The 22396-nt window shown below is 71.9% G+C and carries 20 protein-coding genes and 2 pseudogenes; 8 read left to right on the top strand and 14 right to left on the bottom strand.

Annotated features, from left to right (window positions below):
• Positions 1-233 precede the first annotated feature (233 nt).
• Positions 234-2615 (top strand): DEAD/DEAH box helicase, encoded by a 2382-nt coding sequence (locus ACN27J_RS23310; RefSeq protein ID WP_421372404.1) that lies wholly within the window; start codon positions 234-236, stop codon positions 2613-2615.
• Between the two features lie 100 nt (positions 2616-2715).
• Complete coding sequence (locus ACN27J_RS23305; protein WP_278173348.1) at positions 2716-2928, top strand: hypothetical protein; 213 nt, start codon at positions 2716-2718, stop codon at positions 2926-2928.
• A gap of 108 nt (positions 2929-3036) precedes the next feature.
• Here the strand turns inward: ACN27J_RS23305 and ACN27J_RS23300 are convergent.
• The 8 genes and pseudogenes from ACN27J_RS23300 to ACN27J_RS23265 all read right to left on the bottom strand — a co-directional run.
• A pseudogene (locus tag ACN27J_RS23300) lies at positions 3037-3243 on the bottom strand (Rv3654c family TadE-like protein); the annotation flags it as partial.
• Positions 3244-3470: 227 nt separating this feature from the next.
• Positions 3471-3857: pseudogene (locus ACN27J_RS23295) on the bottom strand (TadE family type IV pilus minor pilin); the annotation flags it as partial.
• The gene (locus ACN27J_RS23290) at positions 3854-3982 is read right to left on the bottom strand and encodes a DUF4244 domain-containing protein (protein WP_233606454.1); all 129 of its coding nucleotides are present in this window, start codon (positions 3980-3982) and stop codon (positions 3854-3856) included. The gene ACN27J_RS23290 and the pseudogene ACN27J_RS23295, both read right to left, overlap by 4 nt.
• A gap of 137 nt (positions 3983-4119) precedes the next feature.
• Positions 4120-4803 (bottom strand): type II secretion system F family protein, encoded by a 684-nt coding sequence (locus ACN27J_RS23285; RefSeq protein ID WP_421372402.1) that lies wholly within the window; start codon positions 4801-4803, stop codon positions 4120-4122.
• A 17-nt stretch (positions 4804-4820) separates the two neighbouring features.
• Positions 4821-5651 (bottom strand): type II secretion system F family protein, encoded by an 831-nt coding sequence (locus tag ACN27J_RS23280; protein ID WP_421369497.1) that lies wholly within the window; start codon positions 5649-5651, stop codon positions 4821-4823.
• Positions 5648-6862: a TadA family conjugal transfer-associated ATPase gene (locus tag ACN27J_RS23275; protein WP_421369495.1), complete on the bottom strand. Its 1215-nt coding sequence runs from the start codon at positions 6860-6862 to the stop codon at positions 5648-5650. Before ACN27J_RS23275 ends, ACN27J_RS23280 begins: the two co-directional genes overlap by 4 nt.
• 280 nt (positions 6863-7142) lie before the next feature.
• Positions 7143-7325 (bottom strand): hypothetical protein, encoded by a 183-nt coding sequence (locus tag ACN27J_RS23270; RefSeq protein WP_281552073.1) that lies wholly within the window; start codon positions 7323-7325, stop codon positions 7143-7145.
• Positions 7325-7543 carry a flavin reductase gene (locus ACN27J_RS23265; protein ID WP_421369493.1) on the bottom strand — a complete coding sequence of 73 codons (219 nt, stop codon included), beginning with the start codon at positions 7541-7543 and terminating at the stop codon, positions 7325-7327. Before ACN27J_RS23265 ends, ACN27J_RS23270 begins: the two co-directional genes overlap by 1 nt.
• Positions 7544-7829: 286 nt before the next feature.
• Here ACN27J_RS23265 and ACN27J_RS23260 point away from each other — a divergent pair, with 286 nt between their 5' ends.
• Positions 7830-8243 (top strand): GntR family transcriptional regulator, encoded by a 414-nt coding sequence (locus tag ACN27J_RS23260; protein ID WP_421369491.1) that lies wholly within the window; start codon positions 7830-7832, stop codon positions 8241-8243.
• A 181-nt stretch (positions 8244-8424) separates the two neighbouring features.
• On the opposite strand, the gene ACN27J_RS23255 is transcribed toward ACN27J_RS23260, so the two are convergent.
• Together ACN27J_RS23255 and ssd are read right to left on the bottom strand one after the other, a co-directional pair.
• Positions 8425-8739, bottom strand: a complete 315-nt coding sequence (locus ACN27J_RS23255; RefSeq protein ID WP_421369489.1) for a helix-turn-helix domain-containing protein — start codon at positions 8737-8739, stop codon at positions 8425-8427.
• 169 nt (positions 8740-8908) lie between these two features.
• The gene (ssd, locus tag ACN27J_RS23250) at positions 8909-10000 is read right to left on the bottom strand and encodes a septum site-determining protein Ssd (protein ID WP_421369487.1); all 1092 of its coding nucleotides are present in this window, start codon (positions 9998-10000) and stop codon (positions 8909-8911) included.
• A 530-nt stretch (positions 10001-10530) separates the two neighbouring features.
• Between ssd and ACN27J_RS23245 the strand changes: the two genes are divergently transcribed.
• Positions 10531-11331 (top strand): HAD family hydrolase, encoded by an 801-nt coding sequence (locus tag ACN27J_RS23245; protein ID WP_421369485.1) that lies wholly within the window; start codon positions 10531-10533, stop codon positions 11329-11331.
• Positions 11332-11471: 140 nt separating this feature from the next.
• On the opposite strand, the gene ACN27J_RS23240 is transcribed toward ACN27J_RS23245, so the two are convergent.
• Positions 11472-12257: an oxidoreductase gene (locus tag ACN27J_RS23240; RefSeq protein WP_421369483.1), complete on the bottom strand. Its 786-nt coding sequence runs from the start codon at positions 12255-12257 to the stop codon at positions 11472-11474.
• Between the two features lie 157 nt (positions 12258-12414).
• Here ACN27J_RS23240 and acs point away from each other — a divergent pair, with 157 nt between their 5' ends.
• The 3 genes from acs to ACN27J_RS23225 all read left to right on the top strand — a co-directional run bounded on the left by acs (position 12415) and on the right by ACN27J_RS23225 (position 17638).
• Positions 12415-14379, top strand: coding sequence for an acetate--CoA ligase (acs, locus tag ACN27J_RS23235; protein WP_421369481.1), 1965 nt, complete (start codon positions 12415-12417; stop codon positions 14377-14379).
• Positions 14380-14711: 332 nt separating this feature from the next.
• Positions 14712-17087, top strand: coding sequence for an immune inhibitor A domain-containing protein (locus ACN27J_RS23230; protein ID WP_421372399.1), 2376 nt, complete (start codon positions 14712-14714; stop codon positions 17085-17087).
• Between the two features lie 182 nt (positions 17088-17269).
• Positions 17270-17638 (top strand): hypothetical protein, encoded by a 369-nt coding sequence (locus ACN27J_RS23225; RefSeq protein WP_421369479.1) that lies wholly within the window; start codon positions 17270-17272, stop codon positions 17636-17638.
• On the opposite strand, the gene ACN27J_RS23220 is transcribed toward ACN27J_RS23225, so the two are convergent.
• A complete protein-coding gene (locus ACN27J_RS23220; RefSeq protein WP_421369477.1) occupies positions 17628-18872 on the bottom strand; it encodes a C45 family autoproteolytic acyltransferase/hydolase in 1245 nt (414 codons plus the stop codon). The genes ACN27J_RS23225 and ACN27J_RS23220 overlap by 11 nt on opposite strands.
• Positions 18873-19033: 161 nt before the next feature.
• On the opposite strand from ACN27J_RS23220, the gene ACN27J_RS23215 reads away from it, so the two are divergent.
• Complete coding sequence (locus ACN27J_RS23215; RefSeq protein WP_278173333.1) at positions 19034-19972, top strand: alpha/beta fold hydrolase; 939 nt, start codon at positions 19034-19036, stop codon at positions 19970-19972.
• 14 nt (positions 19973-19986) lie between these two features.
• Here the strand turns inward: ACN27J_RS23215 and ACN27J_RS23210 are convergent, their stop codons facing one another.
• Positions 19987-20352, bottom strand: coding sequence for a hypothetical protein (locus ACN27J_RS23210; protein ID WP_123604350.1), 366 nt, complete (start codon positions 20350-20352; stop codon positions 19987-19989).
• Positions 20349-22286: an SseB family protein gene (locus ACN27J_RS23205; protein WP_421369475.1), complete on the bottom strand. Its 1938-nt coding sequence runs from the start codon at positions 22284-22286 to the stop codon at positions 20349-20351. Before ACN27J_RS23205 ends, ACN27J_RS23210 begins: the two co-directional genes overlap by 4 nt.
• Between the last annotated feature and the right edge of the window lie 110 nt (positions 22287-22396).

The raw sequence follows: 22396 nt of genomic DNA, 5'->3' as shown, positions 1-22396 counted from the left end.
GGTCCCCTCCTCGGCTGCGATGCACGCCTATGGCATCTAACCACCGCGCGGCGCGGTTGCGCCGCGCGACTCCATACGGTCGATGATCTCCCTGCATCCCACAGACCTACCCCGGCATGCCGGCGTCGGCGCCCCGGTGCGAGAGTGCAGACGTGACCTCACCCGCCACCGTAACGCCCGGACCGGGTCCGGACCCGGCGGGGTTGCTGCGTCGGTGGGGCGCCGCCGGGGAACTGCCGCGCCAGACCGGCACCGCGCCAGCGCACCAGACGGCCCCCGGGCAGCAGGCAACGCCGGCTAGGTCGACCGTTGGACCGGATCCGACTCCGTACCCGGCTGCGGTCACCCATGTCGAGCGGTTGCCGGTGCGGCCCGGTGCCACCGCGCCGTGGCCCGACTGGGTGCCCGCCGACCTGCGGGACGTGTTGACCACACGCGGGGTCCAGCAGCCTTGGCGGCACCAGGCGTACGCAGCCGATTTGGCCTACTCCGGCCGGCACGTCATCGTCGCCACCGGCACCGGGTCGGGCAAGTCGCTCGCGTATCTGCTGCCGGCGTTGGCGAAGCTGCTGTCCGACCCTCGGGCCACTGTGCTGTACCTGGCGCCGACGAAGGCACTCGCCGCCGACCAGTTGCGCGCCGTCGCCGACCTGGGACTCGACGGGGTACGGCCGGCCTGCTACGACGGCGACACCCCGCAGCCGGAGCGGGCCTGGATCCGGCAGCATGCCCGCTTTGTGCTGACGAATCCAGACATGCTGCATCGAGGAATCCTGCCCCGGCACGGGGCCTGGTCGAATTTCCTCCGCCGGCTGACCTACGTCATCGTCGACGAGTGCCACAGCTACCGGGGCGTGTTCGGCTCGCACGTGGCCCACGTACTGCGTCGACTGCGTCGCCAGACCGAGCGGTACCAGCGGGTCCGGCCCACCACCGCGCCCGGCACGCCGGTGTTCATCCTGGCCTCGGCGACCTCGGGAGAGCCGGCGCGGGCGGGCAGCCAGCTGACCGGGCTGCCGGTGGAGCCGGTCACCGAGGACAGCGCGCCGCGCGGGGCGGTGACCTTCGCGCTGTGGGAGCCACCGCTGCTGCCCGGTGCCCGCGCCGACACCGACGACCTCACCCCGGTACGGCGGTCGGCGCTGCGGGAAAGCGCCGACCTGCTCGCCGACGCGGTCGCCGCCGGGGTACGCACGCTCGCGTTCGTCCGGTCCCGGCGCGGGGCGGAGGTGGTTGCCAGCAGCGCGCGCCGGGCGCTCGACGAGGTAGCACCCGGGCTCGGTGACCGGGTGGCGGCGTACCGGGCCGGTTTCCTGGCCGAGGAGCGACGGGCGTTGGAGCGCGCGCTCACCACCGGTGAACTGCTCGGGCTGGCCTCGACGAACGCCCTCGAGCTCGGGGTGGACCTGGTCGGTCTGGACGCGGTGCTGATCTGCGGATATCCCGGCACCCGGGCGTCGTTGTGGCAGCAGGCCGGGCGGGCCGGACGCGCCGGACGCGAGGCGCTGGCGGTGCTGATCGCCCGGGACGACCCGCTCGACACCTACCTGGTGCACCATCCGGAGGCGGTCTTCGGCCGGCCGGTGGAGGCCACGGTGCTCGACCCGACCAATCCGTACGTGCTCGGGCCGCAACTGTGCTGCGCGGCCGCCGAGGGCGCGTTGACCTCGGCCGACATCGAACTGTTCGGTGGCGCGTCGGTCAAGCAGACGCTGGACGAACTGGTCGCCGCCGGGCTGCTGCGGCGCCGCCCCACCGGCTGGTACTGGACCGCCGCCGGGCGTCCCGAGGTCGACCTGCGCGGCGAAGGAGGCACCCCGGTCGACGTCGTGGAGACGTCGACCGGTCGGCTGCTCGGCACGGTCGACCCCGGCTCGTCGCACTTCCTGATCCATCCGGGCGCGGTCTACCTGCACCAGGGCGTGTCGTACGTGGTGGACGACCTCGATCTGGACGGGGCGTGCGCGCTGGTGCACGCCGAGGAGCCGGACTGGTCCACCCACGCCCGGGAGGTCACCTCGCTGTCGGTGGCGGCGGTACGCGAGTACCGCGACGCCGGCCCGGTCGGCCTGTTCGTCGGCGACGTCGACGTGACCAGCCAGGTCGTCTCCTACCAGCGGCGCCGGATCGGGTCGGGCGAGGTGCTGGACACCCGACCGCTGGACCTGCCGGCCCGACAGTTGCGCACCGTCGCCGTGTGGTTCACCGTCTCGCCGGCAGCGCTCGCCGCCGCCGGGGTCGAGCCGGCGGACGTGCCCGGCGCGCTGCACGCCGCCGAGCACGCGGCGATCGGCCTGCTGCCGTTGATCGCCACCTGCGACCGGTGGGACATCGGTGGGCTCTCCACCGCCGCGCACGCCGACACCGAGGCGCCGACCGTGTTCGTCTACGACGGCCACCCCGGGGGCGCCGGGTTCGCCGAACGCGCCTACCAGGCGGCCCGGACCTGGTTGAGGGCCACCCGCGATCTGATCGCCGCGTGTGGCTGCGAGACCGGCTGCCCGTCCTGCGTGCAGTCGCCGAAGTGCGGCAACGGCAACAACCCGCTGGGCAAGGCCGACGCCGTCCGGGTGCTCGACGTGGTGCTGACCAGCCTGCCGGAAAGCGCTGACTGATCCGGCACCGGACCATGTGCGATCTACTGGCATGAATTTCTCCTGATCTGGATAGATTAGACGTGGGAGCGCTTCCACCACGCCACCGGAGGAGAACGCCGTGGCCGACACCGTGGCCGACACCGTCGAACTGCTCTACTCGATCGACCCGCAGAACCTCACCGTCGACCAGCAGATCGCCCTGGCCCAGGCGTACGCGGCCCTGGCCCAGGCGGAACGCCTCGAACTGATCCAGCAGCGGCTCTACAACATTCACCAGGTGATTTCCCGCTGGGCCATGCACGCCACCACCGCCGACGGCCCGCCGCGCTGACCCGGGATCGGCCCGCGCGGCGGCGCCCACCCACGGGTCGGCCCGCAGCGGACCGGCTCGGGCGGTCACCCTCACCGGCCGGCCGACGCCGGTGGCCGGAAGCGGCGTCACCTCGACGGTGACCACGACTTCCAGCCCGTCGACGGTGCAGGCACGCAACCGCCCGCCGTTGCGTCCGACCACCTCGGCCGCCCGGTCGCAGACCACGCCGGGGCCGGCGAACACCCGGGCAGCACCGGCGAGGGCGGCCAAATCGGCGGCCACCGACGCCTGCTGCCGGGCGAGCCGGACCGCACCGATCAGCGCGCCGGCCATGCCGGCGGCGACCAGCATCAACCCGACAGCGAGCAGCCACAGGCTGGCGCTGCCGCGCTGCCCGACGTCGACCCCGGGCCGGCGTGGGCGGCCTGGGTCACGCGGCCCACGCTGGCGTCGTCGGCCGGTCACCGGTGACGCTCCGGCAGCGATCCAGCGCCGTCACCGCCGTCACCGCCGTCGACGGCACCGCCGGTAACGGAACCGCTGCTGCCGGCGCTCCCAGGTACGCCGGCTGCGCTCCCAGTCGCGACGGCAGCGCTCCCGGTGACGCCGGGCTCGACCGCTGCGGTCACCGACGCGGTGACCGACGTCAGCCCGAGCCGGGCGCCCAACGCCCGCAGCGGTGCCCGAACCGTGACGGTGACCAGGTCACCGTCGACGACCACGGAGACCTCGGCCCCCGGCGGCCCGGCCAGAGCCGCCGCGTCACGGTCGCCCCGCGCGGTGGCCAGCGCGACCGACCGCGCCATATCGAGACACTCGGACTTGGTGACCACGGCACTGACGGCGGACAACCCGACCGCCAGCAGCAGCACCAGCGCCGGCAGACCGGCGGCCAACTCGGCGGTGAACGAGCCCCGGTCACCGCCGGCCTGCCGGCGCGGCCTCATCCGAGCGCCCGGTCGATGACCGAGGCGAGGGCAGCCTGCACGCCCTCGCTGGTCAACACCTTGAGCAGAATCCCGGCGAAGGCGACGGCGGCCAGGGTGCCGACGGCGTACTCGGCGGTGTTCATCCCGGCGTCGTCGCGCAACCGGCCGGCCAGTTGGCCGCGCCACCGGCGGACCACCCGCCGTCCGAGCCCCGCTGTCGCTGTCGGCGCCGCCGCCGCGTCGGGCGGAACCTTCGTCGACCGCATGATGACTCCTTTCCTCAGAGGACGTCGCCGAGGACGGCGACGATCACCGGTACCAGACCGGCGAGAATGAAGGCGGGCAGAAAACACAGCCCGAGGGGAAGCACGATCAGCACTCCGGCGCGGCGGGCCGCCGCCTCGGCCGCCGCCGAACGACCGGCCCGCAGATCGTCGGCGAGCCTGGTCGCCGCACCGGCGAGGGCGGCGCCGCTGGCCGCGGAGCGGATCGCGGCGGCGGCCAGGCGCTCGCCGCCCGGCACCGCGTCGAGATGCCGCCACGCCTCGGCCGGCTCGGCACCGAGCCGCAACGCCCGAGCCACCCGGCTCAGCCGGGAACCGAGCGGCCCGGTCAGCGCATCGGCCACCGCGACCACCGCCTGATCCACGGGCGCTCCGGCGCGCAGCGCCGCCGCCAGTAGATCGGCGGCCAGCGGCAGGTCGGCTGCCGCGCGCAGCCGCCGACGGCGTACCGACGGTGGCTCGATCCGGCGCAGTGACCGGTCGACACCGACAGCGGCCGCGACGGCCAGCGGCACGGCGAGCCAGCTGCCGCCGATCACCAGCACCGCCAAGCCGGACAGCACCGCGACTGGCCGGACGAGCCGCGACAGGTCGGACTCCGCTGGCGGATCGCCGCCGAGCCGGGCGAGCCGGCGGCGGGTCGCGAGTGCCGTGACCGGGCGGACCGCCGGCGGCAGCATCGTGCGGGTGCCGGCCATCAGCTGGTCGCCTCCGGTGCCCGGTTCAGCCGCTCGGTCCAGGCCAGCCCGGCGACCTGCAGGGCCACCGCGGCGAGCGCGCAGGCCGCGCCGATCGGGGTCCGCAACAGCACCGCTACCGGATCCACCCCGATGCTGTAGCCGAGGGCCAGACCGCCGGCGGGCAGCCCGGCCAGCAGCCAGGCGGTCATCTGCGCACCGGCTGCCTGCGCGGCGGCAGCGTCCCGCGACCGGTCCAGCGCACGGGCGTCGGCTTCGATCCGTTCGATCAGGTCGGCCAGTGGCGCGCCGGTGCGCTCCGCCAGTCGTACGGCGGCGGTCGACAGGCCGGCGAGCCGGGTCGCGGCGGTGTCCGTCGTTGGGCCCGGGTCCGGCAACGTCGCAGGCTGCGGCAACGTCATCGGCCGCGCCGGCAGTCCGGCCCGCAGGTCGGCGGCGTGCGCGGCCAGCGCGTCCAACTGCCGTACCCGCCGATCCCGCCGGGCCTTGGCGGCGGCCCGGTTCGCCGCCGTACGCAGGCCGAGCCCCAGGTACGCGGCGGTGATCGCCGCCGCCACCGGCCCGCCCAACCACCAGGCGGCGAGCCCGCCGGTGCCTGCGACGGCCACCGACGTCCGACGCGGATGCCGGCGCGCGGCGCCGCCGAGCCGCAGCGCCCGGGACCGCAGCCGGACGCAGAACCGAACGGTGGTTGGTGTCGGCGAGTCCGGACCGCCACTGGACCGGACCGGGGTCGGTCCGGTCACCGCCAGCAGCCGACGACGGTGTCCCCACGGACGGCGCAGCCGACGCGGCCAACGCCGGTGCGACATACCGGGTCGCAGGCTCATCGCGGCCCCCGGCTGTCGAGCACCGCCGGCACCGGTACGCCGCGTTCGACGAGCAACCTGGCCAGGGCCGGGCCGGCCGGCTGCGGGCCGGCCCCGCGCCGCCAGGCCGGGGTGACCGTGATCAGCCGCTCCGGCCCGTGCGGGGTGAGCAGACAGATCGCGTCGACGAATCGCCGCCCGGCGAACCGGCGCAGCTGCACGACCACCTGGATGGCGGCCGCGATCTGCGCGTGCAACGCGGCGCGGGGCAGACCGCCGAGCAACCCCAACGCCTCCAGCCGGGCCGGCACGTCGCTGGCCGCGTTCGCGTGCAGGGTGCCAGCGCCGCCGTCGTGGCCGGTGTTGAGCGCGGCCAGCAGGTCGACGACCTCGGCGCCCCGGCACTCGCCCACGACCAGCCGGTCCGGCCGCATCCGCAACGCCTGCCGGACCAACGCACCCAGCCCGACCGACCCGACGCCCTCGACGTTGGCCGTCCGCGCCTGCAATGTCACCACGTGCGGATGCTCCGGCCGCAACTCGGCCGCGTCCTCCACCATCACGATCCGCTCGTCGGCCGGCACCAGCCCGAGCAGCGTGTTCAACAGCGTCGTCTTGCCCGACCCCGTGCCGCCCGCGATCAGGTACGCCAACCGCCCCGCCACCACCGCCCGCAGCAACTCCGCCACCGGCGGATCGACCATGCCGTTGCCCACCAGCTCCGCCAACTGGAACGGACGCTGCCGGAAGGTCCGCAACGACAGGTACGGCCCCGTCGCCGCCACCGGCGGCAACACCGCGTGCAACCGGGTACCGTCCGGCAACCGGGCATCGACGTACGGGCAACCGTCATCGAGCCGACGCCCGCAGGCCGCCGCCAGCCGCTGCGCCAACCGGCGTACCTCGTCCACGGAACCGACGCCCACGGCCGCCCGCTCCAACCCGGCACCCCGGTCCACCCACACCTGGGTGCCGTTCACCAGAACGTCGGTCACCCGCGCGTCGGCCAGCAACGGCGCCAGCGGCCCCGCCCCGGCCAACTCACCGTGCACCCGGTCAGCCAGCCGCAACAACCCGGCGTCACCCCGCAACGCCGCCCCCGGCTCGGCACGCACCGCACCGACCACCGACGCCGGCGTCACCGACGTGCCGTCCGCGACGAACCGCTCCCGTACGCGGGCCGCCACCACCGCCTCGTCGACGCCCGCACCACCCGGCCACCCGGCCGTCATGACGCCACCACCGCACGATCGACCAGGCCCGCGACGTTACGCCGAGGTCTTCCCTCGGCGGTGACGAGCGGCGTACAGGTGCGGCGAATCGTGACGGGGTACAGCGGCGGCATCTGAGCCCTCCTACGGCTCGGGGAGCGATGCCGAAACTGTGGACGCTGACGCGGCGTTCACGCCTGGACGATCAGGCAGGCTGTGGACAACCGACCTGCCTGTGGATAACTCCTCCCGGCCGGAGGTGATCTGCTATAGCGGCCGGGCAGGCAATGAACCGGCGGGGTCAGATCGAGCGGCGTGGCCAGCGCTTGCGGGGGCGCGGCTCCTCCTCACGGTGCTGACGCTTGTGCTCGTGCACGCGGTCCTCCCACGCCTGCTGGTCGTCGTCGGCGGGATCGAACGGGTACCAGCGGTGCGAACCGTCCTCGAAGTGCATGTCCTCGTCACCGGGCCGGATGACCGACATCAGCGCCACCACCCCATGAATCGCCAGTACAGGTACCCGCTGCGGTTGTCGGCCAGGTCGATCATCGCGTCGAGCAGGCACGTCGCCATATAGATCGACAGCGACACCGTCGCCCCCGCGTACTCCGCGAGCAGCTCCTCACGACGGGTGTGACAGGGCCACGGATCCGCGCATCCCGCGCAGGTCCACGCCGGCTGGATCGGGATGTGGGAGCTCACGCGCCCTCCCCTGGCCAGTGCCCCCGGTTGATCGGTATCCGGTGCCGCGCCCGGCAGGGCAACGACGCTCCACACCGGCAGACCTGTCGCCACTTGCGCCAGGACCACACCGGCCGGTGTCGCCTGGCCAGCGTCCTTGCTACAGCGACGATGTACGCCTCATAGGTGACGTGCCTCGGCATCATCCAGCCTGTCGAGAGGGATTCATCACGGGCACAGTCACTCTAAGTGCTGTATTGACGTCAACACAACACTACGGCAGCATGTAGTGACCTAACTTGCCGCTGTGACCAGAGACCGCGACTTCGATCCCGACGTCGCTACGTGGAAGCAGCTCGCAGACCGGCTGCGTCAGGCGATCCGTACGGGTGAGCTTGCCGCTGGCCAGCGAGTCCCTTCCGAACTGCATCTGGTGCAGGAGTACCAACTGAGTCGCCTCACGGTCCGGCGCGCACTACAGCAACTGCGGAGCGAGGGCTTGATCGTGGTCGTGCAGAGTCGCGGAACGTTCGTCATGGGTGAGCAGGAGCGGACTACCGTCACCTTGGGTAGTGGCGACCGGGCGCAGGCCCGGATGCCCGATCCAGAGGAACGCCGCAAGTATGGGCTCCACGAGGGCGAACCGGTCGTGCTGGTGACACGCATTGACGGCGGTGTGGAGGGCTACGGCGCACACCGGGTCACGATCGAAGGACAGTAAACGGGAACTGCCCCCGATCCCGGGTGTGGGATCGAGGGCAGTTCGGGTTAGATCACCGCCAGCCGTTCGACGGCGACCCCACGGTCTTCAAGGTCGGACAGTTCGACCGCTGACCTCAATGAACGTCTGCCCTGATGTGACGACCAGGACCAGGGGCAGACGCTGGCGTCAGGGCAGCTGTTTAGGCTGCGATGAACTCGACCGCACCGCCGCTGACCTTGATATTGAAACCCATGCCTGTGCCCTTCGATAGCTTGACCAGGGTCGCGATCGACGGAGGCTGATCGCCCGACTCAAGGCGCGCGATCACCGACTGAGTCATCCCGACCTCGCGGGCAAGACCCGCCTGGGTCAGGCCATGTTCCTGGCGGTAGCGCAAGATTCGCAGCGCGATGTCGTTGGCGAACGCTGTGCGGTCCCACTCCGAGCGAAACTCTGGGTCGTGGCGCTGCTCGTCGTGGACTTGGGCCGAGGTCTTCAGATCGGACAGGTTCATCACTCGTCGCCCCTCACTTCGTCGATGCGCTACTCCGCTTCCGCCTCGGGGTGGTAGTAGACAGGCCACGACGCCTGGCGAATATAGCAGAACTGCGATAACGGCGTGTGCCTGGAGGCCGTTTCACCAGAACGTCGGTCACCCGCGCCCGAACGGGCCGAAGCCGCAGTCACGACGCTGCCGCCGTACGGTCGACCAGGCCGGCGACGATCCGCTGACACAACTCGGCCAACGGACCCCGGCCCGAGGAACCTGGAGCGTCACCGCGCTCCAGCCCTCGGCTGACTCGTGGCTCAGGTTGCAGCACCCCGGTCACCGGCAGCCCCAGGGTCCGCCCGATCTCCCGGGCCCGCAGCCGGCCCGGGGCCGGTCCGCGCACGACCAGCGACAGGTCGGTGCAGTGCCGCTGGATGTCGGCGATCACCCGGGCGGTCGCCGCCGTGGCCCGCAACTCGGCCGGGACCAGCACCAGCACCCGGTCGGTGGCGTGCATCGCCGCGATCGCGGCGTCGTCGGGCCGCCGGGGCAGGTCGACGACGACCACGTCCCGCTCCCGCCGGGCTGCGTCGAGGGCAGCGCTCATCGTGGCGGCGGGCAGCGGTAGCGGTTCGCCCCGGTCCCAGGAGAGCAGCCCGAGGTCGCCCCGGCAGGGCAGCGCACCGGCCAGCGCCGACGGGTCGATCCGGCCGTCACTGTCGGCGAGCGCCGGCCAGCGCAGCCCGTCGATCTGCTCCCAGCCGAGGACCAGATCGAGGCCGCCACCGAGCGGGTCGGCGTCGACCAGCAGGCTGCGCAGCCCGAGCCGGGCAGCGGTGACCGACAGGGCACCGGCCAGCACGCTGGCGCCGGCACCACCCCGGCCGCCGATCACCCCGATGACAGCCGCAGCCGGTTTGTCGGTGCCGCCGTTGTCGGTAAGGCGGTCGACCAGCCACGGCTCCGCCGCCGGCAGGATCGCGACGTGCTCGGCACCGAGCAGCTCGGCGACCTGCCAGGGCTGGTCCTGGTCGGCCCGGCCGACCAGGACCAGCCGGGGTCGGCGGGGCATTCTGGCCCGCAGGTAGGCGTCCGCCTGGTCGGCACCGACCAGGACGAGCGGGGCGGCGGCCTGCCGGGACCGGGCGGCGACCGGGTCGGCAGCCAGGTCGACGTCGGTGCCGGCGAGCGCCGCGAGGCGCAGCAGGTCGTCGAGCAGTCGTTCGTCAGCGGTGACGACCAGTGGCAGCCGGCGGGGTGCAGCGGTGCTGGTGTGCGGCGGCATCCGGACCTCCTGCAGTCGGTGAGGGGATGCCGCAACTGTGGGTGCCGACCCGGTGCCGGTGGGCCCTCGACGGGGCTGCCTGTGGACAACGGGACAGGCTGTGGACAACGCCGATGCCGGCCAGCTGATCTGCTACGCGAAGAGGACCGGGCGGCGGAACGGCGCCGGAAGCTGGAACACGCCCTGGAATAGCGACGACCCCCGCCGGGGGGAGACGGGGGTCGCCTGGGGGTTCGGCTCCGGGGGGGTCGAGCCGAACCCGCTCAGCGGTCACGGGGGGTGCAACCGCCGAGTGTCTTCCGGATGAAGCCTGGGACGGGAAAGATAACTGTGTCATGACAAGCATGCCTGAGCAGACCGCCACCCGTCGAGTGGCGTTTCACCGGGAGTCGCACCGCTGACGGCACGGGACGCAGGTTGGGCCACTCAGGTTCCTGATCGTTGGATCAGATCCCGGGGGATCCCTGTCGCCGGCCGGCGACGGAGCACCGGCCGTCGCCGACGTCCCGCTCCGGCTAGACTGCACCGTCGTGGGCCGCAGCGCCGCTTTTTTTGATCTCGACAAGACTGTCATCGCCAAGTCCAGCGCCTTGGCGTTCGGCCGGCCGTTCTACCGCGACGGGCTGATCACCAGGCGGGACGTGGTCAAGTCCGCGTACGCCCAGCTGATGTTCCGGCTCGGCGGCTCCGACGAGCAGACCATGGCCCGCACCCGCGACTACCTGGCCGCGCTGTGCAAGGGCTGGCAGGTGGAGCAGGTCCGCCAGGTCGTCGCGGAGACGTTGCACGAGCTGATCAACCCGTACGTCTACGCCGAGGCGGCGGCGCTGATCGAGGAGCACCAGAACGCCGGGCGGGACGTGGTGCTGGTCTCCGCGTCGGGCGAGGAGATGGTACGCCCGATCGGCGAACTACTCGGGGTCACCGACGTGATCGCCACCCGGATGGCTGTGGAGAACGGCCGGTACAGCGGAGAAATCGAGTTCTACGCGGCCGGGGCAGCCAAGGTCACCGGTGTCACCGAGCTCGCTGAGCAGCGCGGATACGACCTCGCCGAGTGCTACGCCTACTCCGACTCGGTCACCGACGTACCCATGCTCGAATGCGTCGGGCACCCGACGGTGGTCAACCCGGACCGCCAGCTCCGCAAGCTCGCCACCGAGCAGGGCTGGCCGGTCCTCGCCTTCCGCCACCCGATACCGCTCGGCCGCAGGTTGCGGGAGCGGCCGGCGGTCCCGGTGGCGGCCGCCGCGTTGAGCGTCGGGGTCGGGGTCGCGATCGGCATCGCCTGGTACGGCCGGCACCGCCGGACAAAGACAGCCTCGGCCTGACCCTGCACCTGCCAAGCAAGATCAGGTAAGCGTCATGGACCTCTCAAGCGACCGGTGAGGTCCATGACGCTCACCTGATCTTGGTCAGGGACGCACGGCCAACCCAACAGGCTCGCACTAGCGCCCCGGCCAGTAGCGGCTCAGGCGTTGGCCAGCACTTCGTCGGCGACCCGGGTCAGCTCCTGGGCACCCAGCTCGACCGCGGTCAGATAGTGCCGCAGCCAGGAGCGGACGCCGTCTGGCGTACCCGTCGCGAGGGCGCCCGCCGAACCCACGTACTCGGGTTGCCGCTCGTGGTGGCCGACCTCGACGGCGAGCAGGCCACGCGGGTCCGTGCCGGCCGCGACCAGGGTGAGCCGCGCGGCGGCCCGGGCCACCACCCCGCTCGGCCCGGCGAACGGCCGCAACGCGAGCAGCTCGGCGTGCACCACCGCAGCCAGCAGCAGTGCCGGCACCGAGGTACCGCCGCTGACCAGTGCGGAAACCCCGTCCAGCCGCAGCGTCACATCCGGGCCCGGCGTCGCGCCTGACTGCGGCGTCACGTCAGGCCGAGCGACCGGACGACCCAGCTGGTCGGCCGGCACCAGCCCGCGCGCGGCGAGCACGTGCAACCGGGCCAGAACCTGACGGGGGGTACGGGGCCAGCGGTCGGCCAGCGCAGGGACCGCCTCGGCCACCCGCAGCGCCCCCTGCACCACCGGATCGGTCACCGTCCCGGCGCGTACGTCGGCGACCGGATGGTCGTGCCCGTCCAACGCGGCGCTGGCCACCGCCGAGCGGAGGCTGATCTCGGCCGCCACCGCCCCGCCGTGCCGACGCAGCGCCCGGTGCCGCAACGCGGCGTCGACCTGCTCGCGGGCGCGGTCCAGCGCGGGTGCCACGTCGGCGAGGTCGAGCAGCGGGGCCAGCGGGTCGGTCTCGGTCACCAGCGTCACGGTACAAGCTTGGCCAGCTGAACCGCCCGCCGCGCCGGTGTGGCCGCTCGGCGCGCGATGGGTACCCAGGTATCCGCCAAGTCTCGTGCCGGCGGGACGGCGACACTAACCTCGGAGCAAGTCAAGCGACGTGTGAGGAGCCCCACGCATGAGCGAAACGCTGGAGAACCTACTTCAGGAGAATCGCCGGTTCGAGCCGCCCGCCGAGCTGGCCGGGGCGGCCAACGTCACCGCGGCCGCGTACGACGAGGCAGCCGCCGACCGACTCGGCTTCTGGGCGGACCAGGCCCGCCGGCTGCACTGGGCCAAGGAGTGGGACCAGGTGCTGGACTGGTCCAACCCGCCGTTCGCCAAGTGGTTCGTCGGCGGTCAGCTCAACGTCGCGTACAACTGTCTGGACCGGCACGTCGCCGCCGGGGCCGGCGACCGGGTCGCCATCCACTGGGAGGGTGAGCCGGGCGACACCCGCACCATCACCTACGCCGACCTGCACCGGATGACCTGCCAGGCGGCGAACGCGCTGACCGACCTCGGTGTGACGGCGGGTGACCGGGTGGCGATCTACCTGCCGATGATCCCGGAGGCCGCAGTCGCGATGCTGGCCTGCGCCCGGATCGGCGCGACGCACAACGTCGTGTTCGGCGGCTTCTCGGTCGACGCGCTCTCCGGCCGGGTACAGGACGCCAGCGCCAAGGTGATCATCACCGCCGACGGCGGCTACCGGCGCGGCAAGCCCTCGGCCCTGAAGCCGACCGTCGACGAGGCGGTGGCCCAGTGCCCGTCGGTGGAGCACGTTCTGGTGGTCCGGCGGACCGGCGAGGAGGTCACCTGGACCGACAAGGATCACTGGTGGCATGAGACGGTGGAGAAAGCGAGCGCCGAGCACGAGGCGCAGCCGTTCGACGCCGAGCAGCCGCTGTTCATCCTCTACACCAGCGGCACCACGGCCAAGCCGAAGGGCATCCTGCACACCACCGGCGGCTATCTGACCCAGGCGTCGTACACCCATCACGCGGTCTTCGACCTCAAGCCGGAGACCGACGTCTACTGGTGCACCGCCGACATCGGCTGGGTCACCGGGCACTCGTACATTGTGTACGGTCCGCTGTCCAACGGCGCCACCCAGCTGATGTACGAGGGCACCCCGGACACCCCGCACAAGGGCCGGTTCTGGGAGCTCGTGCAGAAGTACAAGGTGAGCATCCTCTACACCGCGCCGACGCTGATCCGCACCATGATGAAGTGGGGCGAGGACATCCCGGCCGGGTACGACCTCAGTTCGCTGCGGCTGCTCGGCAGCGTCGGTGAGCCGATCAACCCGGAGGCCTGGATGTGGTACCGGGAACACATCGGCGGCGGCCGGTGTCCGATCGTGGACACCTGGTGGCAGACCGAGACGGGCTCGATCATGATCTCGCCGTTGCCCGGGGTGACCGCCACCAAGCCGGGCAGCGCGATGACCCCGCTGCCCGGAATCAGCGCCGACGTGGTCGACGACCAGGCCGAGTCGGTGCCCGACGGCGGCGGCGGCTACCTGGTGCTGCGTGAGCCGTGGCCGTCGATGCTGCGCACCATTTGGGGCGACGACCAGCGGTTCATCGACACCTACTGGTCCCGGTTCGACAAGATGTACTTCGCCGGTGACGGGGCCAAGAAGGACGCCGACGGGCACATCTGGCTGCTCGGCCGGGTGGACGACGTGATGCTGGTCTCCGGGCACAACATCTCCACCACCGAGGTGGAGTCGGCGCTGGTGTCGCACCCGTCGGTGGCGGAGGCCGCCGTGGTCGGCGCCACCGACCCGACCACCGGTCAGGCCATCGTCGCGTTCACCATCCCGCGCGGCAGCGCGGACATCGCGGGCGAGGCCGGCGAGGCGCTGATCCAGGAGCTGCGCAACCATGTGGCGCGTACGCTCGGGCCGATCGCCAAGCCCCGTCAGATCATGCTGGTGCCGGAGCTGCCGAAGACCCGCTCCGGCAAGATCATGCGCCGGTTGCTGCGCGACGTCGCCGAGAACCGGTCGCTCGGCGACGTGACCACGCTGCAGGACTCCACCGTGATGGAGCTGATCTCCTCCGGCATGCAGGGTGGCAAGTCCGACGACGACTGACGTCCGCCGCCGGCGGTGGTGCGATCCCGGCGTACCGCCGGCGGTGGTGCGGTCCCGGCGTACCGCCGACGTGAACGGCTCGTGGCCGGCCCGGTCGCTTCGGCGGCCGGGCCGGCCACTTTTCACGGCGTGATCGTTGTGACATATCAGGGCGATCCAGCCGGGAGCGTGAAACAAATCGACGCATTGACCTTCACAGGGGTTCCCTCGGGTGACTAGGTTCACGATGGCCCCAACAACGGGGGCCACATCATCCGGAGATCGTGCCGCCCTCACCCAAGTGGCGGCGTTGATTCCCCCGAACCGGAGGTATCCAGGTGCGCAAAGTCATGGTGGGGATGCTCACCGTGTCGCTCGCCTCGGGCATGGGCTTTGCTCTACCCGCGACGGCGATGGCCGCACCACCGGTGGACGCACCGGTGGCGGCTCCTTCCCGGGCCGAAGCCCCGAGCGACGACCTGCCCAACCCGCTCGGCGAGAAGCGTCGTGAACTGCGCGAACGCGCAGTGAGCGAAGTGGTCAGTGGCCGACTCACACCGGAACGGCGGGGCGCGAGCACCGTCGCGAAGGTCGGTGAGACGTCGGGCACCGGCATCGCCGGCCGGGCCGCCCGCGGCGGTGCCGGTTCCGGCAAGGACCAGTACGTCGAGTTGGAGCGGGAGACCACCGACCGGATCTTCGTGATCCTGGCCGAGTTCGGCAACGAACGGCACCCCAGCTACCCGGACGTGGACAGCAACCCGAACTGGGACGGCCCGGCCCGGTTCGACGGACCGCTGCACAACGAGATCCCCGCCCCGGACCGGACGGTCGACAACACCACCATCTGGCAGGCCGACTACTCCGCCGAGCACTACCGGGACCTCTACTTCGGTGCCGGTGAAGGCGTCGAGTCGGTCAAGACCTACTACGAGACCCAGTCCTCCGGGCGGTACAGCGTCGAGGGCACCGTCACCGACTGGGTGAAGGTCCGCTACAACGAGGCCCGGTACGGCCGCGACCTGTGCGGCGGCAACGTCTGCAGCAACGTCTGGCAGCTGCTGCGCGACGCCGCCAACCAGTGGGTCGCCGACCAGCAGGCGCTCGGCCGCACCGACGAGGAGATCGCCGCCGAGCTGCGTGAGTTCGACAAGTGGGACCGGTACGACTTCGACGGCGACGGCGACTTCAACGAGGCCGACGGCTACATCGACCACTTCCAGATCGTGCACGCCGGTGGCGACCAGGCCGACCGTGACCCGTGGCAGGGTGAGGACGCGATCTGGAGCCACCGCTGGTACGCCTTCGCCACCGACATCGGGCTGACCGGCCCGGCACAGAACCCGGCCGGTGGCACCCAGATCGGCGACAGTGGGCTGTGGATCGGCGACTACACCATCCAGCCGGAGAACGGTGGACTGAGCGTCTTCGTCCACGAGTACGGCCACGACCTGGGCCTGCCGGACGACTACGACACCTCCGGCGGCGGTGACAACAACAACGAGCACTGGACGCTGATGGCGCAGAGCCGCCTCGGTGCCGCCACCGACGGCGGGATTGGCGAGCGCCCCGGTGACCTCGGCGCATGGAACAAGCTCCAGCTGGGCTGGCTGGACTACGAAGTGGTGGTGGCCGGGCAGAAACGCACCCTGCACCTGGGTCCACAGGAGTACAACACCAAGCGGGCCCAGGCGGTCGTCGTCGTGCTGCCGAAGAAGGAGGTCACCACCGAGCTCGGCGAGCCGTACGCCGGTGAGATGCAGTACTTCTCCGGCAACGAAGACGACATGAGCAACACGATGACCCGTGAGTTCGACCTCGCCGGTGCCTCGACCGCCGCACTGTCGATGAAGGCGCGTTACGACATCGAGGACGACTACGACTACCTGTACTTCCAGGCGTCGGCGGACGGTGGGGCGAGCTGGACCTCGCTCGAAGGTACCGTCAACGGTGTCCCGTACGGCACCGACGGCAGCGGCACCCCGGCGATCGACAGCTCGACCGGTGGCCAGTGGGTCGACATCAACGTGCCGCTGGACGCGTACGCCGGGGACGCCGTACTGGTCCGGCTGCTCTACCGCACCGACGGCGCGGTGGCGTACGGCGGCTTCTTCGGCGACGAGATGACCGTGACCGCCGACGGCTCACCGATCTTCACCGACGGTGCCGAGGGCGACGGCGGTTGGGCGCTCGACGGTTGGACCACGGTCGGGGCCAGCGTGACCGCTGACTACGACAACTACTACATCGCCGGGCACCGCTCGTACGTATCGTACGACCGCTACCTGGAGACCGGCCCGTACTACTTCGGGTACGCCGACACCAAGCCCGACATGGTGGACCACTACGCGTACCAGGAGGGTCTGCTGATCTCGTACTGGGACACCTCCCAGGTCGACAACAACACCAACGTGCACCCGGGTGAGGGGCGCAACCTGTACATCGACTCGCGGCCGCGGCCGATGTACAACCTGACCGGCGCGCCGTGGCGGGCCCGGGTCCAGGTGTACGACGCGCCGTTCAGCCTCGAGAAGGCCGACGGGTTCACCCTGCACATCAACGGCGAACCGCACTGGGTACGCGGCCAGGCGGCCCAGCCGCTGTTCAACGACACCCGGAAGTACTTCTACGAGGAACTGCCCAACCACGGGGTGAAGCTGCCCGCGGTCGGCGTGAAGATCCGGGTGGTGTCGGTGGACGGCACCACGATGAAGATCCGGGTCTCCTGACCCGGCGGTGACGCGGTCCCGGCCGGCCGGTGGAACTCCGGCCGGCCGGGCGGCGTCCAACCGGCATGGCAGTACCGAAGCTGATCCGACAGTCAGCCTCCCGGTCCGTCGCCGTCATGCTGACCCGCGTGGCGCTGATCGCCGTCGCCGGTTGCGGTGGCGGCCCCACGTCAGGAGCACCGATGCCGGCGACCCCGGACGCCTCGCAGAGCGGTTCCGGCGGGCCGGCGACACCGACACCGACACCGACCGGTACGCCGGGTCTGTCCCGGACCGAACCGCCGACGCTACCCCGGCCCGGGACACCACCGAAGACCCCGTCCGACCTGATCACCGGCGACTGGCTGGTCGGTACGGTGACCCGGGGCGGCACCGGACCCTGCTACGGGCTGGTCACCGACGACGGGACCGAACACGCGCTGTACGGCGACGACGGCACCATGCTCACCCAGCACACCCGGATCCGGGTGAAGGTGGCTCCGCTGCGGATCCGGATCTACTGCGGGCCGGGCCAGCACTGGCAGTTGATCCGGGCGGAGGTCATCCGGTGACGCCGTCGGCCAGCTCCAGCCAGTGATAGTCGTGCCGGCACGGCGGGCCGGCGGCCAGCCCCAGCCGGCGGGCGTCCAAATCGATCAGCACCGAGTAGACCGTTTCCGCCTGGTCCGCCGGTGCGTCCCGCTCGTCGAGATGCCGACAGATCGCCAACGGCAGACCCAGATGATCATGAAAAACGTCGGCCAGGTCGGCCAGGCTCAACGGCCCACCGGCCGCCCGTTCGACCAGCAGCCGGCGGGCCCGTGCCGCCCGGAACATCGACGAGCCGCCGAGGTTCTTCGTCGTGTCCCGTACCGGCAGGGCCGTCTCCAGGTGGTTCGCGTGGGTGAGCACGCCGTCCACCGGGTGGGTCCACCCGACGTCGCCGGGGACCACCTCCAGGTCGAGCAGTTCCCCGCCGGCCGGGCCAGCCTGGCCGAGCAGTAGGTTGATCGACGCGTTCCGGGGGGTACGGCAGGCCACCCGGGTCGCCTGGCCGAGGCTGCCGGCTTCCAGCACCGCGCGCAGCAGCACGTGGTACGGCACCCCGGGCGATCGGCCCGGCGCCAGCCCGTCCCGGTCGCTGCCGAGCATGTTGATGCAGACCCCCAGCCCGGCCGAGTTCAGCCCGGCCTTGGCGAGCATGCCCGCCTCGGTGAGGGTGAGCACGGTCAGTCCTCGCTCGTCCGTGGTCCGCAGCAGCACCATGGTGTCCCGCTGATCGGGATGCCAGTCCCAGTTCTGCCCGAGCAGCAGATGGCCGTCGGCGGTCCGGGAGCCGAGCACCCCGGCCGTCGTACAGCCGCCGGCCGACCCGTCCGGACCGACCTCACGGCCGGGGCCGGGGCCGGGGCCGGTGGGTTCCGGCTCGGTGGGGTCGCTGGGCGGCGGGTCGGCCGCCGTCCGCCCGGTGCCGTACAGCAGTTCGGTACGGGCGTTCAGCGCGTAGACCTCGTCGACGTGCACCCCGGCGCCGCCGGCCACCGCGTCGAGCGCCTCGACGATCCTCGGGTGGGCGGCCCGGCTGGCGTTGCGGAAGGTACCGCCGGCGATCCGTACCGCCGACCTGCTCAACCCGGCCTCGTCGCGAAACCGCCGCAGGTAGTGCTCGATGTTGCGGGCGATCACCGATGCCGCCGCCGCACCGTAGCCGGCGCCGTACTCGGCCGGCGGCCCGGCGACGCTGATCAACGGGACGGGTGGCGGTTGGGGGTTGCCCGGCGCGGGTCCGGCAGCATCGTCGGCCATCCGGCAACCGTATCGCCGCCCGACCGGTTCCCGCCGCCAGCGGCGGAAGTCCGCCGCCCCCGGTGGACCACCCTGAGCCCACGCCGGTGATCGCCCTGAATCAACCTCTATTGTTTGCCCAGGCCGGATACGGTGGTGCGGGGCCGGCCTACGCTGTCGCCATGGGAGAACGTGGCAGGACAGCGGGCCCGGTCGACGAGTCCTGTGTGCTCATCAAGGGCCCCTGGGAGCACCGGTACGTCGGTGCCAACGGCAGCCGGTTCCACGTGGTCGAGGCCGGCACCGGCCCGCTGGTCCTTTTCCTGCACGGCTTTCCCGAGTTCTGGTGGGCCTGGCACGAGATGCTGCCGGCGGTGGCCGACGCCGGTTACCGTGCCGTCGCGGTCGACATGCGCGGTTTCGGCGCGAGCGACAAGCCGCCGCGCGGGTACGACGGATACACGCTGGCCGCCGACGTCACCGGCATGATCAGGGCGCTCGGCGAGCGTTCGGCGGTCATCGTCGGCGCTGGCTTCGGCGGCATGATCGGGTGGACCGCCGCCGCCTTCCACCCGAGGATGGTGCGCCGGCTGGTCGTCATCGGGGCCGCCCACCCGCTGCGGCTACGCTCGGCGATCTTCACCGACCCGCGTGGGCAGGCAGCCGCCTCCACCCCGTCGCTGCGCTTCCAGCTGCCCCGCTACGAACACGTGCTGACCCGCGACGACGCGGCGATGGTCGGTGGGTTCCTCCGCCAGTGGGGTGGGCCGGCGTGGACGGGCGGAGCCCGGTTCACCGAGTACGAACAGCTGTGCCGGACCGCGATGCGGATCCCGCAGGCGTCGTTCTGCGCGCTGGAGGGATACCGCTGGGCGTTCCGGTCGCTGCTACGGCTGCACGGCTACCGCTTCGTCAAGCTGCTGCAGGAGCCGCTGGTGACACCGACGTTGCAGCTGCACGGAGCGTTGGACCCGGCAGTGCTGCCCCGGACTGCGCAAGGCTCCGGGCGGTACGTGATCGCCCCGTACGAGTGGCGGCTACTGGACGAAGTGGGTCACTTCCCGCACGTCGAGTCGCCGGAGGTGGTGCTCGGCGAGGTACTGCGCTGGGCCAAGAGCTGACCCGCGACCCGGGGTCAGACCCGGTGCTCGCGCAGCTCGGTCACCTCGTTGGCCGCCGCCCAGCCCTGGTAGACGCCGAAGTCGAACTCCTCCAGCCCGAGCGACTGGGCGACCGGTGCCCGACCGCCGGTGTACTCGACCCGCAGCCAGCCGTCGTGCTTGGCGAGCACGACGAACGGCTGGCCGTGCCAGGTGCAGGTGGTACGCACGTACGCCAGGTCGTCGACCTCGGACATCGGCACCACCCGGACGTACCGGCCGGAGCGGATCGCGGTGAAGCCTTCGCCCTCCGTCGGCTGGTAGATCCGCACCTCGTCACCGGCCGGGCTGGCGTCGTACTCCTGCCCCTGCCAGCGGGCGACGTAGCCGTCGCGCATCATTCCTCCTTGACCCGCTGCCAGGCGGTCTCGTCGGCGTCCAGCCGGGCGACGAGCGTCCCGGTGCCGTCCGCGCCGAGCCGCCACAGCTGCGAGCCGTGCGGCAGCCGGATCCCGTCGACCTTGAACTCGGCTACGACGTCGCTGCTCTCCCCAGGGGCGAAGCCGTTGCCACGGAACGGCGGGCGCTCGATCACCCAGCCTTCCATCGCCCGCATGGCGTTCTCGTTCTGACCGCCGTAGGGGATCCGGTAGAGGCTCGGCCGGTAGGCCGGCCACCGCAGCACGAAGATCTCCTCGGCGTCCGGAGCGAACGGTGACCCGGCGTAGCCGAGCCCGAGTGCCGCGTACAGCTTGGCTGGGGTGTCCAGGTGGGCGACCTCGGCGGCGCGGTGCACGAACCCCGACACCCGGTCGTAGCCACGGTCCAGGTAGTAGCCGACCTGGCTGGCGGCGACTGTCTTCTGCATCGTGGTCGGCTGCCCCGGGACGTCCGGCCCGCTGGACACGGCCGGCTTCGGCGCGGCCGACGCGCCGGGTTGGGGTTCGGCCGGCTGTTCGACGTCGGCTTCCTCGTCTCCCAGCCCGACTTCGGCCGCCCAGCTGGCCAGGCCGACGATCTCGGTGCCGGGCAGCTTCGCGCCGACCGGAGTGCCGGGGTTGATGACGAACGACCACTGCGGGTCCGGCCAGCGGCGGATCAGCTGGACGAATTTCACTTCGACGGTCTCGACCGGGGTGTCGAAGTGATCGGCGATCCGCTCCGGCGAGGTGAACACCACGACGAACGTACCGTCGGCGGCGGTCTCGGTCCGCCAGGTGAAGCCCTCGTCGCCGGGTCTGGACCCGGCCACGGACGATTCGGAGACGGGCAGCAGCACCTTGGCGAGCAGGAGGGTGGACAGGAACGAGTTGCTGCCGCCGCCGCCTGCCGCCGCAACCAGGTCCCGCTCCACGTCGTTGGCCGGTTCGAAGGCCGGACCGGACGGTGGCTCCTCGACCACCGGACCGGACGGTGGATCGACGTCTGGCTCGAATGCCGGACCGGACGCCGGCTCGGTGGCCGGACCGACGACCGTGCTGCGCTGTTCCGCCGCTGGTGCCGGGTCTTCGGTAGGCGGCGCGGGAGTCGGCACCCGGCGGGGCAGACCGCCGGCCGACAGCCCGGCGGTCGCACCGGCCGGGGATCGGGTCGAACCGTACGGTGGCGGCGAGCCGGGCGGCACCGGACTGACGGTCGGCGGCGCCGGGTCGGCGGCCGCGTTGTCCGGGTGCGGCCACTGACCTTCCGGAGCCGGAGCGGTCGGCGCCGGAGCGGCCGGTGCCGGAGCGGCCGGTGCCGGCGGTGGGCTGGCAGCGGCGGAAGCTTCGGCGGCGTACCAGGTGGGATGCCGGCCGTGGTCCGGCAGTAGAGCCGGCCCGCCGTCAACGGGCCCACCGTCGACCGGCCCGGCACCGCCGGGATGGCTGGCCGGTCCGGGGACGGTGGCGGTCGCGCGGGCTCGGGCGGCGGCATCGGCTCGGCCCTCGGACTGGCCGCCGCGATTCGGCAGTCGCGCGTCTCCGCGAGCCAACTGGGCGACGAACCAGGCCGGCAGCCAGCCTTCGATCGGCAGACCCGGGTTGACCGCCAGCCACCACTCCAGGTTCGGCCAGGTGGCGGCCAGCTCCGCAAACGTCACCCGACGGGCGGAACTGCCGCTGTCGCCAAGGCAGGCGTGCAGGGTGACCGGCGAAGTGAACGCGAGAACGTGGGTCCGCCCGTTCGTCGTCCAGGTGCCCCAGCCCATCGGGGCCTGGCCGGCCAGGGCCTGAGCCGAAACCGGGAGCAGCAACTCGGTGCCGGCAAGCAGTTGGAAGTAGAGCTCCTGGTCCTGACGGAGCAGGGCGTCACGCATCGCGGCCTCGATCTCGGTGGCCGGTTGCCAATCGGTCACGGCCGACCCCCCTTTCCACCGGACAGGCCACACGCGTCCGGTACAACCTACAAGGTGGTGCCACGATCACAACGGCCGGCGGACGCCTTGCAGATCAACTGATGTGAGAA

This window comes from Solwaraspora sp. WMMB762, from assembly GCF_049179115.1.
Classification (GTDB): domain Bacteria; phylum Actinomycetota; class Actinomycetes; order Mycobacteriales; family Micromonosporaceae; genus Micromonospora_E.
The sequence above is the reverse complement of the archived record's forward strand: the minus strand, read 5'-3'. Positions and strand labels throughout refer to the sequence as shown.

Excerpts from the sequence above, each read along its gene's own strand:
- ACN27J_RS23290 (WP_233606454.1), bottom strand. The coding sequence starts at position 3,982 with ATGAACACCGCCGAGTACGCCGTCGGCACCCTGGCCGCCGTCGCCTTC.
- ACN27J_RS23285 (WP_421372402.1), bottom strand. The coding sequence starts at position 4,803 with ATGCTGCCGCCGGCGGTCCGCCCGGTCACGGCACTCGCGACCCGCCGC.
- ACN27J_RS23280 (WP_421369497.1), bottom strand. The coding sequence starts at position 5,651 with ATGAGCCTGCGACCCGGTATGTCGCACCGGCGTTGGCCGCGTCGGCTG.
- ACN27J_RS23275 (WP_421369495.1), bottom strand. The coding sequence starts at position 6,862 with ATGACGGCCGGGTGGCCGGGTGGTGCGGGCGTCGACGAGGCGGTGGTG.
- ACN27J_RS23270 (WP_281552073.1), bottom strand. The coding sequence starts at position 7,325 with ATGTCGGTCATCCGGCCCGGTGACGAGGACATGCACTTCGAGGACGGT.
- ACN27J_RS23255 (WP_421369489.1), bottom strand. The coding sequence starts at position 8,739 with ATGAACCTGTCCGATCTGAAGACCTCGGCCCAAGTCCACGACGAGCAG.
- ssd (WP_421369487.1), bottom strand. The coding sequence starts at position 10,000 with ATGCCGCCGCACACCAGCACCGCTGCACCCCGCCGGCTGCCACTGGTC.
- acs (WP_421369481.1), top strand. The coding sequence starts at position 12,415 with ATGAGCGAAACGCTGGAGAACCTACTTCAGGAGAATCGCCGGTTCGAG.
- ACN27J_RS23225 (WP_421369479.1), top strand. The coding sequence starts at position 17,270 with ATGCCGGCGACCCCGGACGCCTCGCAGAGCGGTTCCGGCGGGCCGGCG.
- ACN27J_RS23220 (WP_421369477.1), bottom strand. The coding sequence starts at position 18,872 with ATGGCCGACGATGCTGCCGGACCCGCGCCGGGCAACCCCCAACCGCCA.
- ACN27J_RS23215 (WP_278173333.1), top strand. The coding sequence starts at position 19,034 with ATGGGAGAACGTGGCAGGACAGCGGGCCCGGTCGACGAGTCCTGTGTG.
- ACN27J_RS23210 (WP_123604350.1), bottom strand. The coding sequence starts at position 20,352 with ATGATGCGCGACGGCTACGTCGCCCGCTGGCAGGGGCAGGAGTACGAC.